This is a genomic window from Nostoc sp. XA010 (genome assembly GCF_020829625.1).
Lineage (GTDB): Bacteria > Cyanobacteriota > Cyanobacteriia > Cyanobacteriales > Nostocaceae > Nostoc.
Window position 1 is genome coordinate 33,754 of sequence record NZ_JAIVFX010000031.1, and the last position, 22,343, is coordinate 56,096.

General features: G+C 41.1%; 18 protein-coding genes and 1 pseudogene. 8 read left to right on the plus strand and 11 right to left on the minus strand.

The features are described from left to right. Window positions 1–8 precede the first annotated feature (8 nt). Both LC608_RS28690 and LC608_RS28695 read right to left on the minus strand, forming a co-directional pair. Window positions 9–479 (minus strand): chemotaxis protein CheW, encoded by a 471-nt coding sequence (locus LC608_RS28690; RefSeq protein WP_229556821.1) that lies wholly within the window; start codon window positions 477–479, stop codon window positions 9–11. Beyond that, window positions 472–2,676, minus strand: coding sequence for a chemotaxis protein CheA (locus LC608_RS28695; RefSeq protein WP_229556822.1), 2,205 nt, complete (start codon window positions 2,674–2,676; stop codon window positions 472–474). Before LC608_RS28695 ends, LC608_RS28690 begins: the two co-directional genes overlap by 8 nt. A gap of 670 nt (window positions 2,677–3,346) precedes the next feature. On the opposite strand from LC608_RS28695, the gene LC608_RS28700 reads away from it, so the two are divergent. From LC608_RS28700 to LC608_RS28710, 3 genes are read left to right on the plus strand one after another with little or no spacing between them, the layout of a single operon-like run. After that, window positions 3,347–3,712 (plus strand): response regulator, encoded by a 366-nt coding sequence (locus LC608_RS28700; RefSeq protein ID WP_229556823.1) that lies wholly within the window; start codon window positions 3,347–3,349, stop codon window positions 3,710–3,712. A gap of 6 nt (window positions 3,713–3,718) precedes the next feature. Beyond that, a complete protein-coding gene (locus LC608_RS28705; RefSeq protein WP_229556824.1) occupies window positions 3,719–4,327 on the plus strand; it encodes a chemotaxis protein CheX in 609 nt (202 codons plus the stop codon). 53 nt (window positions 4,328–4,380) lie between these two features. Beyond that, window positions 4,381–5,994, plus strand: a complete 1,614-nt coding sequence (locus LC608_RS28710; RefSeq protein WP_229556825.1) for an ATP-binding protein — start codon at window positions 4,381–4,383, stop codon at window positions 5,992–5,994. 18 nt (window positions 5,995–6,012) lie between these two features. Here LC608_RS28710 and LC608_RS28715 read toward each other — a convergent pair whose 3' ends face one another. Further along, window positions 6,013–8,580 (minus strand): dynamin family protein, encoded by a 2,568-nt coding sequence (locus tag LC608_RS28715; RefSeq protein WP_229556826.1) that lies wholly within the window; start codon window positions 8,578–8,580, stop codon window positions 6,013–6,015. A gap of 138 nt (window positions 8,581–8,718) precedes the next feature. On the opposite strand from LC608_RS28715, the gene LC608_RS28720 reads away from it, so the two are divergent. Continuing rightward, a complete protein-coding gene (locus LC608_RS28720) occupies window positions 8,719–10,005 on the plus strand; it encodes a hypothetical protein (RefSeq protein WP_229556827.1) in 1,287 nt (428 codons plus the stop codon). A 165-nt stretch (window positions 10,006–10,170) separates the two neighbouring features. On the opposite strand, the gene LC608_RS28725 is transcribed toward LC608_RS28720, so the two are convergent. After that, window positions 10,171–12,456 carry an FUSC family protein gene (locus LC608_RS28725; protein WP_229556828.1) on the minus strand — a complete coding sequence of 762 codons (2,286 nt, stop codon included), beginning with the start codon at window positions 12,454–12,456 and terminating at the stop codon, window positions 10,171–10,173. Window positions 12,457–12,703: 247 nt separating this feature from the next. Here LC608_RS28725 and LC608_RS28730 point away from each other — a divergent pair, with 247 nt between their 5' ends. Beyond that, window positions 12,704–13,072 (plus strand): peptidyl-prolyl cis-trans isomerase, encoded by a 369-nt coding sequence (locus LC608_RS28730; protein ID WP_229556851.1) that lies wholly within the window; start codon window positions 12,704–12,706, stop codon window positions 13,070–13,072. Window positions 13,073–13,373: 301 nt separating this feature from the next. Next, window positions 13,374–13,534: pseudogene (locus tag LC608_RS37700) on the plus strand (type II toxin-antitoxin system VapC family toxin); the annotation flags it as partial. A gap of 88 nt (window positions 13,535–13,622) precedes the next feature. On the opposite strand, the gene purU reads toward LC608_RS37700, so the two are convergent. The 3 genes from purU to LC608_RS28750 are packed head-to-tail and all read right to left on the minus strand — an operon-like array spanning window position 13,623 to window position 16,885. Beyond that, complete coding sequence (gene purU / locus LC608_RS28740) at window positions 13,623–14,477, minus strand: formyltetrahydrofolate deformylase (protein ID WP_229556829.1); 855 nt, start codon at window positions 14,475–14,477, stop codon at window positions 13,623–13,625. Between the two features lie 27 nt (window positions 14,478–14,504). Beyond that, a complete protein-coding gene (locus LC608_RS28745) occupies window positions 14,505–15,131 on the minus strand; it encodes a DUF4340 domain-containing protein (protein ID WP_229556830.1) in 627 nt (208 codons plus the stop codon). A 56-nt stretch (window positions 15,132–15,187) separates the two neighbouring features. Next, the gene (locus tag LC608_RS28750) at window positions 15,188–16,885 is read right to left on the minus strand and encodes a Gldg family protein (RefSeq protein ID WP_229556831.1); all 1,698 of its coding nucleotides are present in this window, start codon (window positions 16,883–16,885) and stop codon (window positions 15,188–15,190) included. A 108-nt stretch (window positions 16,886–16,993) separates the two neighbouring features. On the opposite strand from LC608_RS28750, the gene LC608_RS28755 reads away from it, so the two are divergent. Further along, the gene (locus tag LC608_RS28755; RefSeq protein WP_229556832.1) at window positions 16,994–17,419 is read left to right on the plus strand and encodes a four helix bundle protein; all 426 of its coding nucleotides are present in this window, start codon (window positions 16,994–16,996) and stop codon (window positions 17,417–17,419) included. A gap of 7 nt (window positions 17,420–17,426) precedes the next feature. On the opposite strand, the gene LC608_RS28760 is transcribed toward LC608_RS28755, so the two are convergent. Beyond that, window positions 17,427–18,239 carry an ABC transporter permease gene (locus tag LC608_RS28760; protein ID WP_229556833.1) on the minus strand — a complete coding sequence of 271 codons (813 nt, stop codon included), beginning with the start codon at window positions 18,237–18,239 and terminating at the stop codon, window positions 17,427–17,429. Next, window positions 18,240–19,244 carry an ABC transporter ATP-binding protein gene (locus LC608_RS28765; protein ID WP_229556834.1) on the minus strand — a complete coding sequence of 335 codons (1,005 nt, stop codon included), beginning with the start codon at window positions 19,242–19,244 and terminating at the stop codon, window positions 18,240–18,242. Window positions 19,245–19,587: 343 nt separating this feature from the next. Between LC608_RS28765 and LC608_RS37705 the strand changes: the two genes are divergently transcribed. Continuing rightward, window positions 19,588–19,842: a hypothetical protein gene (locus LC608_RS37705; protein WP_374108470.1), complete on the plus strand. Its 255-nt coding sequence runs from the start codon at window positions 19,588–19,590 to the stop codon at window positions 19,840–19,842. A gap of 95 nt (window positions 19,843–19,937) precedes the next feature. On the opposite strand, the gene LC608_RS28775 is transcribed toward LC608_RS37705, so the two are convergent. Both LC608_RS28775 and LC608_RS28780 read right to left on the minus strand, forming a co-directional pair. Beyond that, entirely contained in the window at window positions 19,938–21,674 is a 1,737-nt protein-coding gene (locus LC608_RS28775; RefSeq protein ID WP_229556836.1) for a diflavin flavoprotein, read from the minus strand. 110 nt (window positions 21,675–21,784) lie between these two features. Continuing rightward, on the minus strand, window positions 21,785–22,297 hold the full coding sequence (locus LC608_RS28780; protein ID WP_229556837.1) for a phosphate-starvation-inducible PsiE family protein: 513 nt from the start codon (window positions 22,295–22,297) through the stop codon (window positions 21,785–21,787). Between the last annotated feature and the right edge of the window lie 46 nt (window positions 22,298–22,343).

Consider the following 22,343-nt stretch of genomic DNA (forward strand, 5'->3'; position numbering starts at 1 on the left):
CTCCTGAATTATTCGATAATCTGATTTCTTAAATTAACATCTAGAATTTTCTCGGCGTCTAGAACTAACAGAAATCCCTCTGGAAGCGGGTAAGCTCCTGCTAGCATCTGACGCATTCTACCTTTTAACGTTGCGGGTGGGGGTTGAAAGGTGTTTTGTTCAAACTCTAAAACATCTCCCACATAATCGACCTTTAGACTGACTACTTCATGCTCAGAACACACAATGATATTAAATCCCTGCGGTTCATCTACAAAACTTGTAGTTGATTGTGTCTGCGGTTCGCTCATTTCTAATCGACGCTGCAAATCGATGACAGTAATAATTTGTCCACGTAAATTAATCAACCCATAGATATCTGGTGGTGCTAAAGGTACACGAGTCGTTGCTTGTGGACTAATCACTTCTTGAACGTGTTGCACGTCAATACCAAAGTAAGCTCCTTTGAGGAAAAATGTGCAAATTTGTTGTTCAGCCATGAGTCGCTAATTGCAGCAAATGAGGGTTAGCAATCCGAATTACAGTCTCAATGTCAAGAATTTCTGTGATTTGTCCTTGAATTACAGCACAGAAAAGCACTCCAGGTCTACTAGGAATACCTTTAATGGTTAGTGGTTCTTCCACAATATCAAGAATGCGATCGACCACTAGCCCAACGCTGAGTTCTGAGTATGGAGAGACAATAATTATCTGGAGCGTTTCTGCAACTGTCGCCAAAGTCTCATCATTAAGGCGATCGCGATCGCAAAATATCTTGTGAAGATCAATCAGTGGCAGAATTTGACCGTAAGACTGGAAAACATCTTGATTACCCACTTTCTCGACAGCACAAGCAAGAATATCTTCGAGCCGAAACGCGATCGCCAGTGGAATGCCCATGCGTGCGCCTTGGGGGCCCTCAAATAGTAAAATTGTTTGGCGATCGCCTGCTTGCTCTTGGCTATTTACAGCATTTTCGCTCAATAACTGCTTTTGTTTGGCGATTATACCAGTGTGCTTTGCTAGAGCAACAACATCAATAATTAATCCTACTGTGCCATCTCCTAAAACGGTGGCTCCTGCAAATAGGGATAGGGCCTTTAACTGTCTTCCCAAAGGTTTAACTACAATGTCTTGAATGTCTTCGATTGTGTCTACGACTAGCCCAAAGTGATAGTTATCAACTTGCACAATTACCAAACTGAGTGTTTCTAAGTTGCTGACACAATCCTGTTGCAACACTTCGTTGAGATAAATCAAGGGTATAAGATTACCCCGCAAGCGATACACAGGCACATCGTATAATATCTCAATACTATTGAGTGCTTCTAGGCGTACTAGTTCTAGTAAACTCGTTTGGGGAATGGCATAGCGATTGCTCCCACTGCTGATAATCAATGCTGGAATAATTGCCAATGTCAACGGAATCTTGATTTTGAAAGTCGTTCCTTGTCCCTGTTGGCTGTAAATTTCAACCGTTCCGTTAATCTTCTCAATATTACTCTTGACAATATCCATCCCAACCCCTCGCCCGGAAAGGTAAGTCACCTGTTCAGCAGTGGAGAAGCCGGATAAAAAAATTAAGTTTATCGCTTCTGACTCGCTCATGGTTGCAGCCTGCACAGCGTTTACTAAACCAAGTTGCTGCGCTCGCCCTTTGAGCCGTTCTAAATCCAGACCGCGACCATCATCGCCAATTTCAATATTGACTTTGCCGCTTTCGTGAAAGGCTCTAAGAAATAGCCGTCCTAAGCTTGGTTTTCCACAAGCAACGCGCTCGGCTGGTAATTCAATCCCATGATCGATGCAGTTGCGTAGTAAGTGCGTCAAGGGGTCTTTAATTGTTTCAATAATACTTTTGTCTAGTTCAGTCTCTGCTCCCTCCATCTCCACTTCAACTTCTTTACCGGAAGCGATCGCCAAATCACGGGTAACGCGAGGGAACTTTTGCCAGATGGAACTAATTGGTTGCAGCCGAGTTTTCATCACCTCTTCCTGCAACTGGGCTGTAAGTAGGCTCAGGTGCTGGCACGTAGCAGCAAAACCATTATCCTTAAATTTTGTACTAAATCTGATTATCTGGTTACGGGCTAAAACGAGTTCACCTACTAGGTTCATCATCTGATCTAGCAGATTAACATTGACTCGGATATAAGCAGATTCTGATGTTGTCGTTGATATTTCTGTGAGTTCGTTATTGAGAGCTTCTACAGACTCACTAGCTGCTGTATCTTTTTGTGGCGTTTGTATATTAACAGGCAATTGAGAGGGTTTTGGAGTCTGTTTAGTTTCTGACAATCGGGTTAATGACCCGATCAGTGCGGAATAATCGCGTAGGCGCAGCCCGTCGTAGACATCGCAATCATGCTTTGTAGCTTGAATTTGAGACAGGATTTGCCGAATGGCGTCAACTGTTTGTAGTAAAGTACTAATAATGTCAGGGGTGATTGCTAGCTGGCGATCGCGCAAACACGAGAGCAAATTCTCTCCAGCATGAGCAAGTGATTCTAAATTAGGAAACGGTAAAAAGCCGCAATTTCCTTTAAGCGTATGGAGTGAGCGATAAATCCGAATTAATGCTTCTCCATTCGCAGATGTTTTTTCTAGCTCAATAATATCGCCTTCAATTTGATTCAAGTTCTCATAGCTTTCAACAAGAAATGCTTCTATATCATCGTCAATTTCATTTAACTCCATTGGTTAATAAAGTAAAGTTTTACATATCCTACTTTAATACTAATTTAATATTCAACCTCAGCAATCTCTATCTAAAGAAAGATGTTTGTCTTGTCTCAGGCTGAAGACATTATATTTGCCTTAATGATATAGTTAAAATATAGGCAATCTTATCGTTGCTATTCAACTCAAAGTTTCAAGAAGGGTTGTCGTCAAGACAGACAATCTTACAAGTGAAAATAATGCAATGTGCGTTCCGCCCCGCTTCTCTACGAGACACTGCGCGAATGCTAACGTCAGTTTATCGAATCCTAACAACCTTGGTGCTACTCAAACGATATCAAGCAGCTATACCTCAAAATGTATCTTAATGGCATCAACCTGAGAGAAATCCACCGTCTAACTTATATTCACCATACAACAATTTTGCATTGGCAAGGGATAGCAAAGCTGGAATTAGATCGGATTTCAAATACTTAACAAATTTTTAAAATTTTCCATTATTAAAAATTTTAGCTCCACAACATAACATTATAGTTTCAGCGAGTTTGATAATTTTTCCAAAACTATCATTCTTGATAATTGTAAAATTATATTTATTTATTATTTAATCTATTTATTTTAATTAATAATGTAGGCTAACTAGCTTAAATGAAGAATTGTTAAGCTAAAGCACAAAAGGGCAAAACTGATGGCAATGGTTTTGATTATCGATGATGCAGCTTTTTCTCGCAGAATGATCCGTAAGTTTCTGCAAATCGATGGTTATGAAATTATCGAAGCAACTAATGGGCGTGAGGGATTAGAAATGGTTTATAACCATAACCCAAATTGTGTATTAGTGGATCTTCTAATGCCAGATATGAATGGCTTTGAATTTCTGAAAGCTATGCAAGATAAAGAATTAAAAATTCCCACCATTATCATTTCTGCGGATATCCAAGATGGGGCACGCAATCAAAGTTATGACTTGGGCGCAGTTAACTTTATTAATAAACCGCCAAAAGAAGATGAATTGCGAAAGGCAGTCCAGGAAGTTCTTAATACCAAGGAATAAGTTTTCATGAATGTGACAGTAGAAGAACTGGATGCCCTGCAAGAGTTAATTAATATTGGCGTTGGTCGAGCAGCAAGTCTACTTAATGAAATGGTAGACTCTCACATTCGTCTGAAAATTCCGGTTGTTAAAGTGTTAACTGCTAATGAAGCATATCAAGAATTAACAAAACGATTTCATGATGAGGCTTTGGCATCTGTAAAACTAGGCTTTACAGGCTCTTTCTATGGCACTGCTAGCTTAATTTTTCCAACTGACAGCGCCTCAACATTGGTTGCAGTGCTTATAGGTGAAGAGCCAGGGTCGCCTGACTTAGATGCGGTTAAAATTGGTACCCTAAGCGAAATTGGTAACATTGTCATAAATGGGGTAATGGGTTCACTCACTAATGTGCTAAAGCGGCATGTGAACTACACATTGCCTGTTTATTTAGAAGATACGCTGGAAAATTTATTGTTATCTGCATATGAGAGCGAGTCAAAAATCTTACTAGCACAAGCCAGTTTCACAATTGAACGCTTAGAAATTATCGGAGATATTATTTTAATTTTTCTGGTGGGCACTTTTGATGCGCTCATCACTGCAATGAAGGACGAAATGGGAATAATCCAATAATATAATATTAGCAAAAATAGGTAAAAAAAGTCTTAAAAAACTTTGAGAATACAATGAATATAATTGAACAAGCTCAGGAAAAATTTAGCCTTTTAGATAAAATTCCTTTAGGAGCTTTTGTTCTACAGTCAGATTATATTGTTATCTTCTGGAACTCCTGCTTAGAGGAATGGACAAAAATTCCGAGAAGTAAGATGTTGGGAAACTCTATTCATAAATATTTTCCTCATCTAAATCAACCTCGTTACGCTAACCGTTTGTACGAAATTTTTCAAGGCGGGCCTCCGACAATTTTTTCTTCTCAACTCCATAAATATATCATTCCAATACCTATATCCAAAGATAAATACCGCATCCAACACACAACTGTTACTGCTGTATCTGCATTGGATGGAGATAGATTTTATGCTCTGTTTTCAATTGAAGATTTAACGGATTTAACATTCCGAGTTCAGGAATATAAAAATTTACGCGATCAGGCTCTAGCAATAGCAGAAGAACGGCAACAGGCGAAAGAAGCTGCTGAGACAGCAAACCGCATCAAAGATGAATTTTTAGCAATTGTCTCTCATGAACTTCGTTCCCCTCTTAATCCAATTTTGGGCTGGGCAAAGCTACTGAAAAATCGCTCATTAAACGAAGCTACTACTGTGCGTGCCCTTGAGACAATCGAACGAAATGCTGAATTACAAGCTCAGTTGATTGAAGATTTGTTGGATATTTCTCGCATTCTCCAGGGCAAGCTAGCACTTAATTTAGAAACGGTTAATCTTATTTTTACTATTGAAGCTGCCTTAGAGACAGTGCAATTGGCAGCAGAAGCAAAGTCTATTAAAATTAATCTTCATTTGGATAGAGAAATTGGACAGGTGAAGGGTGATAGCAATCGTATTCAACAAATTATTTGGAATCTGTTCTCTAACGCTGTTAAATTCACACCATCTGGTGGACAAGTCGAAGTCTACTTAGAACAGATTAATTCTGAGGTACAACTGAGAGTTAGTGACACGGGTAAAGGTATTAGTCGTGACTTTCTGCCATACGTATTTGAGTATTTCCGTCAGGCAGATACTACTACAACCCGAAGTTTTGGTGGATTAGGACTTGGTTTGGCAATTGTGCGCCAACTTGTCGAGTTACATGGCGGTACAGTTAGAGCAGAGAGCTTAGGAGAAGGACTTGGTGCGACGTTTACAGTTTGCCTACCCGTGTTTCAACATCTGGAATTAGCAAGGGAAGATCACAATCTATCAAACGGCTCCTATCCATCGTGTATGCTTTATGCTCCACTAGAAGGGATATGTTTATTAGTTGTAGATGATAATGCTGATACCCGTGAGTTTCTGGCCTTTCTATTAGAACAGCAGGGAGCAATCGTGACGCTCGCCGCATCTGCCACTGAAGCACTGGCTGCAATTATGGAGTCAAAGCCAGATTTGCTGTTAAGCGATTTAGGTATGCCAGATGTTGACGGTTACACTTTGATCAGAAAGTTACGAGCAATGCCCGCCAATTTAGGCGGACAAATTCCCGCGATCGCTCTAAGTGCTTACGCCGCAGAAACGACGCAAAAACAGATTTTTACAGCCGGATTTCAACTCCATATCGCTAAACCAGCTGATCCCGCCAAACTGGTAGCTGCGATCGCAGCCCTTGTTAAAAATTGAAGCCTGTAAGGAAGGCGATTAAACAATAGTGCATTTATTAAGAATTACTTTCAGCCCATTCTGTACTTGCTCAAGTTCTTGGCGCTTTTGGTAAATCCATATCTTTTCAGCCTCACGTTGTTCTAGAGTTTCGTTGTGAGCCTTTTCCTGCTGTTCTAGGAGATTTTCGTAAAGTGCGATCGCTTGTGCGATTACTCGACTGGCTGATTCAACTCGTTTTTCAAAGACTGAGCCAACAATTTCATCTAACTTATCCGATAATTTATCCATTGATTCATCAAATTTCTGAAATCCTAGTTCAAAAACTTTCCCTTTTATTTGGTCTTTTAGTCCATCAAAATCTAGCATTCCAAAACCAAACGAACCAGCAATTGTAGCAGCTACACTTGCAACAATTACGGCAATAAATCCAAGTCCTGTAAATACTATTAATCCAGCCGCTAAAGCGCCACCTATTCCAATACCACCACCAATTCCTCCCATCCCCATAAAGTCATCATTTATACCGTCTATAGACAGTTTAAGCTGTTCGCTAAAATTTGTTTGGATATTCTGGTCTAGGCTATTAAACTCGCCTTGAATGGCATCTAGTTCATAAGCAATACTAGTGTCTAAGTACTTAATATTTTCTTGTAAAATTACCTCCTTAAGTTTCTTATTTCCCCATTCATCTATTTCTTTTGACAAGTCTCTGATAAATTGATTTGTATAATCTCTAATCAGTTTGTCTTGGCTAAAAACAGGACTGTGTTCAGAATTCCAATATTGACTCTTTTGAGCTATGCGATCGCCTAATCCTTCACGCCACTCATCCCAAGATTCAGCAATTTGCTCAAATACTAGGTCTATCAGTTGATCTGACAATAGATGGATTCTGACATCGCGCCCACTGGCTTCTCCTATTTTTTCTAAAACTTTCTGCTTTTCTGATTCAGAAATTTGAATTTTTCCATCTAAAGTATCCTCTGATTGATGTAGCCCATCTAAACCTTTTTCGATAACTCTATTTATTTGACTAATAGAGTGCTTAATTTTTACTATTCCACTATCAAAGGCCAAAAACTTCTCAATAGACTGGGTAAAATTTTGGAAGGCTTTCAAATAGTCATCTTCAGTTCCCTGCAAAATTGCATCCAGTGCAGCTTGAGCAGAAATAAAATGAACGCGGTTTTCACCTGCAACTATAGGCTTTTGACCTTGTACAATTCTTTCGATCCTCTGTTGCACTTGCTCACGTCCCTTTTCGCTACGCACTAAATCTATAAAATTTCCTACTACAAAAAGATTGTTAGCAGGTTCATTTTTATTACCATGATTTAGTTGAGTTCTCACATCCTGGAGTAAGTCGCATTCTACCTGAGTTAGAGGACGTAAGGCATTAGTTAGGAATATCACTGCATCCGTATCCTTCAGCAGTTTTTGAGTAATGGCGGTGCGTTCAGGGTGTTCGTTTAATCCTGGAGAATCTACAATTTCTACACCACTACTACATAACTCTAAATCAGGATGCTCAAAAACAATTTCATCAATTTCATTATGTGCTAGTTCATCACTCAGACATCCAAGTGCTGCATCTTCTGAAATTGTTGCCTTTATTTGATATTGCTCAAAAGGAATTTCTTCTTCTCGTCCATCTTTATAACGACAGACTACCCGCTTTTCGATTCCATATTTTAAAACTGTTACCATACCACTACAAGGAATCTCTCTCACAGGTTGAATTTCTTCACCTAATAAGGCATTAAGTAAGGTTGATTTTCCTTGACTAAACTCGCCTAAAACTGCTAACCTAAATCGCTGGGATTTTACTTTTTGAGATATTTCCTCTATCTCCTCTATCAAAGTGTGAGGCAAGAAGCCACGATTAGTACAGTCTTGAATTATCTGAAATAATTGATAACAACAATTGTCTAATTGTTTGCGATATTCTTGGAACTTTTTCAATTCTCCATAAGATATATTTCTATGCGGCTTAGTTATTTTGTGTTCTGGTTTAGCAGGTAGAGCGGCTAACATATCACTTGCAGCCTTAACAAATATAATATCCAGTTCTTGAAAGCGAGCAGGGTTGAGTAAAAAATGTACTTCATCTAAAGCAATAGGCTCCACATTTGTTTGATGAGTAAAACCAGCCTCTAAAACTACTAAATGTTGTGGTTTAATGCCTAAGTGCTTGGCGACTATCTCCAGATACTTTTTCTCGCAGGTGTCAATTTCGCTATCTGCTGCTGACATTTCATAGCCAAAGCTAATCAACAAAAGCTTTTCTGACTCTGAAAGTGGAGCCGCCAAGGATAGTAAGTTATTAATTTGCTTATAAACTTGATTTTCTTTGACTCCCTTAATCATCAAATGTGTCAACTTACGCACATCACTTTCTGGATTACTAAATCGATAAAGGGTTGTTAGTAAACGTTGCTTTTCTGACTCTGCGACTGTGCCATCTACAAATATCACTCCCAGCAGCACTGTGACTAAATTTGCCAGAAATATCACAGGTGGTGTGAGATTCTTTTGAGTCAGTTTTTGTCCGGTAATCTGCGACAATAGCTCAACAGTCTTAAAGCTAACCAGCGAAATATCCATAAAAATTGTGAGCTAATAGATTATCCGTGTTTAGTATGCCCAGATTTAGACAGGATTAATATACCGAATAAATACGGTTATCTTTGCTTTTTTATACCAGTTAGGCTTAAGAAAATTAGCCTTTAGCAACCTATAAATATGCTGTTCCAATTTTCTCCTGCAATTCAAGCTGCTATTGATGCTGGTAAATATCTACAGGTCTTCAGCGATGGAGTACCCTTAAGCATGGCTAGAGATGCAGCTAACGGGCAGTTTATTGCCCATGCTATTGGTGCTACAGTCAACAACAGCCCTTTATCTCCACTGGTAGCAGCTTCTAATCTAATGACGAGTGGGGCGCAGATGTATCAAACTCAGCAAGGCTTTACAGCAGTACTGAATGGATTGCAAACTATACAGACTAGCTTGGGTGTGCTACAAGCAACTACAGCCTTGATTGGGGTGGGAACAGTAGCAGGTGTAGCACTGACAGCAGTGAACCTGCACCAAACACTTAAACTCAGAAAAGAAGTAGAGCAAATGAGGCTGGAAGTCAAAAACGGTTTTATTGACTTGAAACAAGCCTTAAAAGGCCAAGGAGTAGAAATTAGACAAATAATCGAACAAGTAGCCCAAGATATCAAATTTGAACAACATCGCATAGCTTTAGTGAGGGCGTATGGAGTGTTTATCCAGGCGATGAACCGCTTCCGTTCAGCGATGCAATTGCAAGATTTCAGCCGGAGAAACGCCGAGATTGATGGTGTGAGGGGAATGTTATTTACGGCTTTAGCAGATTACAGCAATCCGCATCTACTAGAAGAAACTTGTGCAGCTGGTCAACTACGCAGACTTGAATGTGCTTGGGCAATTGAACAGGTGATTGTTGCAACTTATCAAGTGCAGAATGAGGTTTCAGCAGTGAGCGATCGCTTGTCTCATCTCCAAGATAAAATCTGTCAAGATGCTCTCACTGTGATTAATCGCTGTGAATCACATGATGAGCTTGATTTTCTCTTTCCCGAAATTATCCGCATTAAAAATCATGATTTAGCAGTATTGGATTCGTGGCAAAATCATGTTGATTGGATACAATCGCTTCCTTCATCAGATTTAAAGCTTTTAAGTAGCGCTGATTTTAATAGTCCAGAGACTCACTACTCTACAATCAATGTAGCAGAACCGCCAGAACAATTAGTATATGAGAGTTTAGCCGAAAAATCTCATTTCTATTCGCTTCGTGACCAGTTGCTATTTATATTCGAGCCTAACTTACGTCGAGAGTACGAATTTTATATTAGTGAACAAGCTGTAATTACTGGTTATAAAACATTAGTTACATCTAATTTACAACAAGCACCAGACCTAACTGTTGCTAATCTTTATTATTACTTTAAGATCAGAGATGAATCGAAAGATGAGACAGAGGTAGTTTTAGCTAACTAAAACAGCTACAGCAATTCTTGAAATAAGTATTGTTGTAAAGTCCGCCTATGCGGACTTTTTTGTATAGCTGCGACCGACTTCCAGTCGCCTGGTGCAAGATATAAGCCTCTGCTTACTCTGCCTCAAGAGCTTGTCCCAATTCATCCCACTGTTTTGCAACGCCAATTATTCTTGCAGACGAGCAATTACACAGTGCAGAACTTTAATTTCATTAACAATTCGATCCAGTTCTGTGGAGAGTGGAGTTTGTTCTCGAACGGCTTGTAATGTGGGAGTTAAAGTGTTGGAATTGGTAGCAATTTCTGATAACCGAGCAGTATGTAGCTGTTCAATTTGGTAGTGAATTGCTTCAAGATAGCTATCCAGCGCTGGTAATGGTTGAGGCATCTGTCCCTGTCCAAGGGCATCTGCTAAGTTTTCCAAAACTTGGACAATGGTATCAGCAAGTCGCTTTACTTCAGGAAATTGGTATTCACCGCTAAATTCCCGCAGATGTTCTGCCAAAGTTGTTACCGAACTGAAAAAGCCACGAATGTATATCATCAGCGTCATTACAGGTTCGATTTCTCCCTGAATATGACGAGGTTCGCTGAATAATCGTTGAGCTGCGGCGTTGGCGTTGGCGTTCTCTAATGCTGCTTGGTGGCGTAGCATGTTGATAGAATCAGCAAACGCATTATGTTCTGGATGGAGATAGTTAGCTATTACTTGTTGAAAGTAAGCAAGATTAGCTCGAATTGTCTTTTCCAGTTGTGCAGGAAGTTGCTGTCGTTCCCAACGGGGGAAAAGCAAATAGCTACCAAGCAGTGCTAAAACACCCCCAGCCAAGCTATCGAAGATCCGCAATATTCCAACCTTCCAGCCACCTGAACTAATAATGTTGAGTAGCAATATGATGGCGGGAGTCAGCAGTATGATAAATAAGCTGTAGCTTAACGATCGCACCGACATCGCAACAAACACCAGCAGCAGAAAACAAACTGCGATGGCGAATGAATTCTTAACTAGTAAAACCAGAGCAATACCGATAATTGCACCCAAAATAGTGCCAACGACTCTTTGTACTGTTGTCTGTGACGTTCCACCAAAGTTAGGTTTAAGTGCAACTAAAGCTGTTAGCGTTATCCAGTAGCCTCTAGGTAGTTGGAATAGCGAGGCAAGTAATTCAGCAAGGGTTGTTATTAGTGCGAGGCGCAACGCATGACGAAAGAGGACTGAATCAAAAGTGAAATTATTTCGCAGTGTATCAATAATTGTAGAACGCTCTGGTTGGGCTGGCGGGGAAATATCTCGCTGGGCAATGCTGTTGCGCTGTTTTCCCTGGCTTAAATCTGTAACAATCTCTGCATCAGTATGAATTTGCTCTACTAGTTTTGTCAGACTGGCTGTAATTTTCCCAAGGTTGAGGAGATCGGAATATTCATCTGTCTGAGCATTGATGGTTTGATTGAGGATTTGAGAACGCAGAACTTGCCTTTGGTGTTCTAATGCTTCAAGACTCCGATTGAGATCCCCTAAGTGAGGTGAGTTTTTTCCTTTGGCGATCGCTTGTGATAACATTTGCAGAGCAATTGCCGACTGTTCTAGCACTTGCTGAATTTCTTGCTGTAACCGAGAAAATAGTTGATGTTCGGATGCGATCGCTAATAGTTCGCTCAATGCTATAACAGAATTGACAATTTGATTTATATCCTCAATTAATACGAGTAACTGATTTCCTCGTAAGTTAGCTCCTCTTTCCCTAGTCCAGATAGTTGTCCAGACGCTACGGGCAGATGTCAAGTTTTGAATGACTGTATCCTGAGCTTGCAAAAATCGCTGTTCCCACTGCTGATTTTTTGGATTTAATGCTCTCTGGCTTGCCAAGTCCACAAAATTGCTCAATGAGAGATAACAGTTAGCGACTGTCTGTATTGCAGGTACATCAGGACGCACCGCCCAAAATCCCAATGACAAGACAGTTGTCCATGTTCCACCAGCTAGACATAGCCCACACTCTTGAATAAGAGTAGACAAATTAGAAAATGAAGCGAATCTAGCCAGCGAAATCACAAACATAATCGAAGTAATCAAGCTGACAGATGCAGCCACGTTGCCATAGAGGCTAGCTAAACCTGTGATAAATATCACCAAGAACGTGGTCGGGATCGCTAACCAGAGATGACTGCTAACCAGACTTGCGATTAGGAACATTAGAGTTACCCCAATGGTAGCTGCGATCATAGCGATCGCTCGCTGACGGTAGGCTCCGTCAACATTTACCATTCCAACAAACCAAGCCGCCATAGTGGCGATCGCACTTTCAGCAGCATGATCTGTAATGATTCCAATTCCAATCGGGACACCCAGTATAAAAAGGCTACGCAATCCAGAGGCAATGGCGGGCTTACCTGGCTGGAGTTGAAACTGCTGCAAGAACCAACCCAGAGGACGTTTATCTGTAAATGACATTATGAGACTGGCGACTATAACAAAGCGCGATCGCTTCTTACAGCATTTTAGCCATTCTTGAAATAACTATTTTTTTTCTGTAAGGAAGGCGATTAAATAATGGCGCATTTACTGGCAATGGTTTCCAGCCCATTCTGTACCTGCTCAAGTTCTTGGCGCTTTTCGTAAATCCACATCTTGGGAGCCGAAAATTGAAAGTCATTTCCTTAAGCGTAAGTCTTCGCTAAACAAAGTAATTTATTCCTTAATCAGGACGAAGGATGAAGGGCTTGCTGACGAGCTTTATTTCCGACTTCAGGAAGGAGAGCAGTCCTTTACTGAACTAGCTCAACAATTTTCTCAAGGACCAGAAGCAAAAAGCGGAGGTTGGTGTGGACCAGTCGAACTCGGTAAAATCTCTTCAAAGCTAGCACAAATGTTGTATGGCAGTAAACCAGGTCAACTATGGCGTCCTACTCGTTTAGGAGAATGGCTGGTGATTGTGAGACTAGAGATACTTATCCCAGCTTTACTAGATGAATCAATGCGCCAGCGACTGCTAGATGAACTCTTTGAAGCCTGGTTAGAAGAAAAACTAGTTGAACTGACCAATGGTGGCTGGATCTCCCTGGATTGACTAATAGGTAGCGGGTAGTGTTTTAAATTTGTTCAAGCTGTAAATTTTTTGCTTACTCGTCTCCAAGAAAGTATTTGATGAACAAGTAAGCTTTTTCTACCTACAAAAAGTTTTTGGACAAGCTGTACATCTGATTTCACGAACAACAACTCCTTCAGCTTTCTCCCAGCGATAAACTGTATATTATCCAAATTCCTTGCCAAAGCCTGACTACACACAACACCCACCCAAACCAACCCACCAAACTCTCAGAATTCTTCCGTCAATCTCCCCTGGCTGAACTCACCGAAGAATTCTGACGTTTGGAATGATTCGATCTCAGCTAGAAGTATTAGGCACTCCAATTGGAGCTTATGATTTACAAATTGCCGCGATGCCTACGCACTGACAAATAAATTAACGCTTGTTACCCATGACACCAGAGAATTTAAGCGGATTAATAACTTGCTGATTGAAGATTAGGAGATAGATAATTTACAAATGAGTGGCTAGAAAACATTATCTCACAACTTCCCACGGTCGCTCTCTTGCATTACCTTCGAATATAAAATCACTCAAATACTACTGTTCTATTACCATATACTAATACACGATTTTGCAAGTGCGATCGCACCGATCTTGCTAATACAACTCTCTCCAAATCCTTGCCTTTTCTCACCAAATCATCAACTTCATCACGGTGGCTAACTCGCACCACATCCTGTTCAATAATTGGGCCTGCATCTAAATCAGCAGTGGCGTAATGAGCCGTTGCACCAATAATTTTTACCCCACGTTCAAAAGCTCGGTGATAAGGATTTGCACCGATAAAAGCTGGTAAAAACGAATGATGTATATTAATAATTTGTGGAAATTGACTAATAAAATCTGCACTGACAATCTGCATATATTTCGCCAATACAACTAAATCTATTTTGTACTTGCGTAATAATTCTAATTGTTGGGTTTCTTGTTCTGCTTTATTATCTTTATTGATGAGGATGTGCTGAAAGTCAATATTAAATTGCTCTGCAACTACCTTTAAATTAGAATGGTTACTAATAATTAAAGGAATTTCAGCCACAAATTCTTTAGCACGTTGTCGCCAAATTAAGTCAAATAGACAATGATCTTGCCGACTTACCCAAATAGCAATGCGTGGTACTGTATCAGAAAAATGTATTTCCCACTTAGCGCCTAAAGGTTGTGCGATCGCATTAAATGCAGGGGCAATAAACTCTCGCGGCAAATTGAATCCCTCTAACTGCCATTCAATGCGGGTAAGGAATAACCCAGCAGCAAAATCTGTATGCTGATCTGCATGGATAATATTACCACCATTAGAATAGATGAAATTGGCAAATTTTGCCACCAGTCCCCGTTGATCGGGGCAAGAAATCAGCAATGTTGCTGTCGGATTTGTCATAATAATATCGCCAGATTTTTTAATTAATTATTTGCTGTTTGTCGGAGTCGGTTTAGGAACAGTAAGTGGAGGAAGTTTCTGACTATTATCTACAGGTTGTTTCCACTCTGATAGTTCCCGATTCACGGCATTTGCAAAATCTGTAGATACCAACAGCACATTTATATTTCCATCGGGTTTAGCAGTCGGATCAGCTTGAGCATACAAAAAACGCCCGTTAAAGTTAGATTTACCCAAAATCAACTGATGGCTTTGTCGGTTTTTCAGGGTGATATTGATGGTTGCTTGGGGTTGATCTAGGGCGAATTCTTTAAGGTCTTTTGCTGGAGTTGATAGAGTACGCTCGCTATTACCTTTGACTAACAAATCCATTAAATAAGAAACAATAGCATCATTTGCTGGGCCCGATATCGGAGATTTGATTAACCACTTGGGGTTACTACTAGATTCAGGATTCCGTTCCAGATTCAGAGTGAGTTTTCTTGTAGTGACTGTTAAAGACTGCACATCATCTTCCCCAAAAGAGAAAATTTTCTGCTTTTGCTCTTTGGTTTCTTCTCGCACAGTTGCACCCCGAATTTCATAGAAGTAAACAAAACCACCTAAACCCAGCGTTAGCAGTATCAAAATTAAAGTCGTTTTCGGCAATTTCATTTTTTAGTCATTTGTCATTTGTCATTGGGACTGAGGGAGAATTATTAACTCCTTTTTTACCGTCGTTTCCACCAAATAATAACTGCGATCGCAAACCCAATTAAAGGTAAAAGCAACAAAGATGACAGTATTAAAACATTCCCTTGTGTGGTTGTCAGGGTTATCCGACGGTTTTTCGGTTCTTTGGGGCGAATAGAAAGGGGTTGCTGATCCTGTTGACTCAGCCAAGTAACTGAGTTGAGGAATACATCTCCATTTAATTGCTGTTGAAACAAGCCATCGGTGGTGAACTCGGAATTTCCTAAAACCACTAACCGGGACTCAGTGGGTGTTTGAGATGAGGGAGCAGAGGGAGTAGGGGAGGCAGGGGGAGCAGGGGAGGCAGAGGGAGCAGGGGAGGCAGGGGGAGCAGAGGGAGTGGGGGAAGCCTTACTTTGAGTGGTTGGTGATGGTAGGGGTGAAGGTGTAGGTTGGGGAGTGGAAGCAGATTTGGGTGTTTGTTTTCTGCTTAAGGCAACGCCCAAAGTTAGAGGCCCTTTGAGGTCTTTATCTGCATTAAACTCCAATTTTTCGCTTTGGAGGTCGCTTTCTGCCCAACTGTTGGGGTAGGCTTTGGTTCGCAGCAAAGGAGTAGCTTCAACACCAGGTACAGAGGTAATTTCCAGTGGTCGGGCAATCGGATAAAAAGAATTACCGTTACCGAAATCTTTGGTAATCGGATGCTGTCCGTATTCTGTCACTAAGGGCGCAGCAGGGCCAAGTCCCACGACGCTTCCGCCAGAGACATCGACTGCTAAACGATTATCCAGACGAACCCCCCACTCTTGCAGCAAGCTGTTAAGTTTGGGATCGGTATTAGGATCAATCATCAGCAGTAAGTTACCACCGCGATTAAGATATTCTTGCAAAGCTTTGACTTCACCCTCAAACAGCCCTCGTTTGGGGCCAGCTACTATCACTACAGCCGCATCTTCAGGAACTTTGGAAGTTTCTCCTAAATTCAGGGGTGATGTTGTAAAACTTTTATCGCCTAATGCCTGAACTGCTTGTGATATTGCACCTTTAGCAGGTGAAAGTTGGCGTTCGCCATGACCTTGGAGTAAGTAAGCTTTGGCTGTGGTTGAATTTGTTAGTTGTTGCAGGCGACTAGTTAATCTGATTTCTGACAAGCGCTCATTTTCATTTACCGTCTGTACTAATTGCCGTTTATCTCCAGATTCTAAATAAACTTCCCCATAATCTTTGACGCCAAACTTTTCTGCAAGTCCTGGCCTAGCTTGGGGGTCGATGTACTCATATTTAAATTTTGAGCTTTGGTGCTGATAATTTTCTAGTAATTCTCGGTCTTGGGGATTTTGGTTAACATCAAACACCCACACTTTAACTGGCTGTGGTAGAACCCTCACCAGTTCCCGTGACTGGGGTGCAAGGGTAAACAATTGAGCCTCTGTTAAGTCTGCCCGTAAGTGATAGCGAGTTCCCAAAAAGTTAATCAATCCTAAAATTGTCAACACTGCCAGAGTTGCCACCAAGGCATTAGTCCCAGCCTGGGTAGAACGACGCTTCCACCAGTTAGTCTCATAGCTTTGCCATATTATCCCCAACCCACTAATGACAATTCCTGTAATCAGAAATACTAATGGAATTAATCCCCACTGTTCAGAGACTAACCCAACTGTTAAGCCAACAGCAATTAGGAACGGGCCCAACCAAAATAGATATTTCCACAGTTTCTTTTTTGCAACTATCTTCATCTTATTTGTCATTTGTCATTGGTCATTGGTCATTTGTCTACAAATAGTGACAATTTAAAATGTATGGACGAAAATTGAGTGACTAAAAATAAGTAGATAACTGAATAAATGGCAACAAAACGTTTCCAAGAATTACAGCTTTATCAATTATCAGAACAGTTGGCAGATGACATTTGGAAAATTGTTGAGGGATGGAATTTTTTTGCAAAAGATACGATTGGTAAACAGATTGTACGTTCGGCAGATAGTATCGGTGCCAATATAGCAGAAGGTGTAGGAAGAGGTAGTTTTCAAGATAATAGACGTTTTATTAAAATAGCGAGAGGCTCTTTGAATGTAGACGCCCGGAGGGCGGCTTCCCGTAGGCTAACTCAACATTGGTTAAGACGGGCTTATACTCGTAACCTTTTAACTACCGAACAGATAAATGCAATCAGAACAATCATTAACAAACTAGCGCCCAAGTTAAACTCCTACCTAAACTCAATTGGCAATGTACCAGATGACCAAGGACAAATGACAAATCACCAATGACAAATGACTATTGCCTTTGAAAGCGCAGTGCATCAATTGATTGAGCTGTGAGAAAAATACCCAAAAAAATGTAACTGGCGAATAAAATTAAGGCGCTGGTATCAAAAATGCCTTGAATTAAGGTGTTGTAATGTTTCAGTAACGACAGATAACCTAATGCTTCGCCCACGGGGCCAGGGACAATTTTGGCGATTAAATCAATCAATAACAATAATAAAATTACTGCAAAGGTGAAAACGGCAGACAGAATTGTACTGTCTGTTAATGAAGAAATAAACATTCCTAAAGATAAAATTGCTGCTGCTAGCAAGATTAATCCAAAATGACCCAGCAAGGGAATTGAGAGCGCCATTGGTGGATTTGATCCACTGATTGCGATCGCTTCAAACACTAGCATGGGTACAACCATCGCGGTAAAAAATGTTAGTACACCTAATAACTTACCTAAAGCTACCGCCCAATTGGTAATTGGTGACGTGGCTAATAACTCTAAAGTGCCGCGCTTACGTTCTTCGGCATAGAGTCCCATCGAGAGAATTGGCAGGATAAACAACAATAGCCAACCCATGCGATCCAAGAATGCCCGGATAAATTCGTAGGGGACATCTATCGGCGGTACTGGCACTCCTAATTGTTGCCCTTGTGCATCTATTGCCGCGACTCCCACCAAAATGCCATCTGGCCCTAGCAAAATCATCACGAAGAATAACCCTGCGATGAACCAAAATATGCCTGCGATCGCATAAGCCAAAGGTGATACAAAATAACTCTGTAGCTCTCGGCGATAAATGGCAATAATATTACTCAGGACTACACCCATTTACGCTGCCTCTCCTTCGTTGTCTGCTGCTAAGTCTACCTCAGTATCGAAATTTTTCTCTTCTGTGGTCAGTTGCAAGAACACATCTTCTAAGGTAGCGTTAACTCGCTTCAGTTCATGTAAACCGAATCCTGCCCGCACTAATGTTGTGGCAATATCGCGTCCTGGTTCTTTTCCCGGTTGCGATATTACCCGCAGGTAAGCGCGATTTGCCTGCGTTTGATGGCCTCCGGCTGTCGGAATTGATTCTATTAGACTCACACCTGCGACTTTTTGCAATACCTGTTTCGCTAGGGCAGCTTCTCCTTCTATTTCCAATTCATACCCTGAGCCACCTGTCAACTGAGTCATCAAGTTTTCTGGTGTATTAGTTGCCACAACTTTACCGCGATTGATGATGGCGACGCGGCTACAAGTCATGCTCACTTCTGGCAGAATGTGTGTGGAAAGAATAATTGTATGAGTACCAGCGAGGCTTTTAATTAAATTCCGCACCTCAATTATTTGTCGGGGATCGAGTCCAACGGTAGGTTCATCCAAAATGATCGCTGGTGGATCGTGGACGATCGCTTGAGCAATTCCTACTCTTTGGCGGTATCCTTTAGAGAGTTTGCGAATAATCACCCGTCGCTTATCTTCTAAGTTGCAGCGTTTGATAGCGGCTGTTACCTTGTTGGGGCGATCGCCTGCTGATACTCCCTTAATTCGGGCGACAAAATGTAAAAATCCCTCCACCGTCATGTCTGGATATAACGGTGGTGTTTCGGGTAAATAACCAATGCGTTGGCGTACAGCCAGGGAATTTTCATGGACATCATAGCCAGCAATCCGGGCATTTCCATTGGTTGCCGGTAAATAACCAGCCAGAATCCGCATGGTTGTAGTTTTACCAGCGCCATTGGGGCCCAACAACCCTAAAATTTCCCCAGGTTCGACGCTAAAAGTGACATCAGTAATCGCTGGGGTGGAACCGTATATTTTACTTAAATGTTCAACTTCGATCATCGGTATAGTGGCGATCGCAATTTATAGAATACCCAACAATCTTAGATCACGATATTGGGTATGGGGGATTGGCACTAAGATTCGCTGATAATGGGTAAAGTTCCTGAAAAACTTAACCACCAAGCAAGCTTTCTTACAAAGGTTGGGGGAAAAATTAAAGCCTTTCTCCTTGTAAGGCTTTGTCAGAGTGAAACTGTCACACTCTACCGACATTCCACCCAGAACTGAACTTCAGGGCAGATAGCTGAAGTCCACTCAAGTGAACTGAATTGATCATTTAGTCTACTTGAGTGGACTTTAGCTATGAGACTCGGAATTCATTCCGAGGCGGGATAGAAACGCAGTGCGAAATTTATTTAAGCGAAACAATTGCATTGTTAGTCAAAATAATCGCATTGTCAGTCAAAACAATCGCATTGTTAGTCGAAACAATCGCATTGTTAGTCGAAACAATCGCATTGTTAGTCGAAACAATGGCATTGTCAGTCAAAACAATGGCATTGTTAGCCGAAACAATGCCATTGCAACTCTAAAAGACTTGTGTGTACCTGACTTTTCACGTTATGTAGGAAAGCTAACGATTAACCTAACCCCCTAACCCCCTTCCCGACGCGGGAAGGGGGGAAATTCAAAGTCTCTCCTTTTAGGAGAGAGACTTTGAGAGAGTTTTTTCAAATACTGTGAAAAGTCAGCTTAATAATAGCTGCCTGATTTACGATGTTCTAAAGCAGTGACACCTTCATTTTCCAACACTTCACCGTGATCGATGACGGCATAAATTAACCATCTATCGCCGCATTCAAGCTGATTTTGCACCGTACATTCTAAATAGGCTAATGCCTCATTCAAAATCAAACAACCATTAAAAGCAGTTTTCGTGTCAAGGTTTGCAAAAGGATTATCTCCTAAAGTGCTATGACGAGAAAAATAGCGTCGCACATTTCTTCCTTCTTTGAGGATATTCAGCACAAATTTATCACCAGGATGATGCATTAAATCTGCATTTTGCTCATTAGCGATCGCAATCATAATTCCTGGCGGGTTAAAAGTTGCCTGCGATACCCAAGAAGTTAAAACCCCTTTGTGAGTTTCTTCATCACGAGTTGTCACAACACACAGAGAACCAATGATCCGCCCCACAGCTTGTTCAGTACGATCTACATGGGCTTCTGTCACAACCTGGCGGGAAGAACGCAGTTTTTTGGTTTTCTTCAAGTTTTGGGCAAAGAAAGCACCTGCTTCTTGACACTGCTGAAGAATCTCAGGAGTCGGACTGAAACGCACCCGAATTGTTTCAAATCCTAGTTGATAATTAGCATCTTTGAGCTTGCTTTCGATTAAATCTATTGCCTCGCCACTCCAACCATAAGAACCAAACACCCCTGCTAACTTAGTTTTAGCCGCCACTGAGAGAACTATTCCTAAAGCAGTTTGAATTTGAGTAGGTGCATGTCCGCCTAAAGTAGGTGAACCGATAATCAAGCCATGGCAAGTTTCTACAATGCGGTTAATCTCGGCAGAATCGGCTAGTTCACAGTTGATTGATTCTACATTAACTCCATTTTGGATCAAACCTTGAGCGATCGCATTCGCCAGAATTGCTGTATTTCCATAAGCAGAAGCATAAAGCAAAGCAACACTTAACTCTTGAGATTTTTGCCCTTGACACCATTGACGGTAATCATAAGTAAAGCGGCTGAGGCTGTAACGCACAACTGGCCCGTGTGCTGGGGCGTAACATCTGGCTCCCAAAACTGACAATTTATCTAAAGCTACTTCAACTTGTTTGGCTTGGGGTGCATGGAGACATTCAAAATAGTAACGACGTTCCGCATCTAATCCCTTCCAATCTTCATCAAACAAGGTATCTTCGCAAATATGAGCGCCAAAAAGTTTGTCTGTGTAGAGTATTTTTGTAGCGGAATCATAAGTACAAAGTCCATCCGCCCAACGGGGAGTTGGTACAGTGATAAATGATAAATGATGTTCTTGTCCTAAATCTAGAGTATCCCCCGATCGCACCACTTGAATACGTGACTCCAATTCGGGAAAGGCGGTTTTGAGAGCATTGGCGGCGGGGCGAGAACAAATTAGAGTAGCTTGAGGAACTTGAGAGAGCAATACTTGCAGAGTTGCGCTGCGGTTTGGGTTGACATGACCGAGAACAATGTAATCTAGGGTAGTGAAATCTAAATGTTGTGCAAGTTGCTGAAGGTAAATTTCGGTAAAAGATTCGCCAGGAGGGTCAATTAAAGCCTTTTTATCAGCTTGAATCAGATAAGAATTCGCTGTAGTTCCCCGTTGGCGGGAATACTCCACCTCAAATTTTAATCTGTCCCAAGTCCGCGATCGTAGTATCAGAGTATTTTTACCAATTTCAACAACTTGTACATCTCTGCTATGGTTGGGCGTTAATGTGGCAGCAGACATAATAACCTCTGTTAATAATGGGGAATTGGGCATTGGGCATTGAGAATTGGGCATTGGGCATTGGTTATTATCCTTGTCTCCCTCATCTCCCCACTCCCCACTCCCTATTTTTAATGACCATTGTTTTGTATTAATTCAGACTTGGCTCGGCTTCTATAGCGTTTAGATACTTCTTGTTCGGGATCGATACCTTCAAAGGTAGGGGGTAGCCAAACTCGGAGGAACAATAGTACTCCCAGGACTAATAAAAAGGCACAAGTTGCTAAAACTTGACTCCAACTTGTTTCTAGAACACCTTTAACAATGACTTCTCGCAAGGCGGAAACGATGGAAACTTCAACAGCTACCCCAATAGATACTCGATGTTCCTGTAGATAAATAATCAGCAGTCGGAATAGCTCAACTAAGATAAGTAAAAAGAGAATATCGGCAGTAACAGCATGAAAATCTAAAGGTGGAAGCAAGGAAAGAAACATATCTCTCACCTGAAGCACCATGAAGCTAAATAAACCGATACACAAAGAAATTACAATTATATCTTGGATAAATTCCAAGGTTCGCACAACGCGCCCACGATTGATTTCGTACATGCTAATCGGGGTATTTTCAACAGATTTATACATAGTTGTTGGGAGTAGGGAAGTGGGAGAATGCGGGCAGGGAATAGAG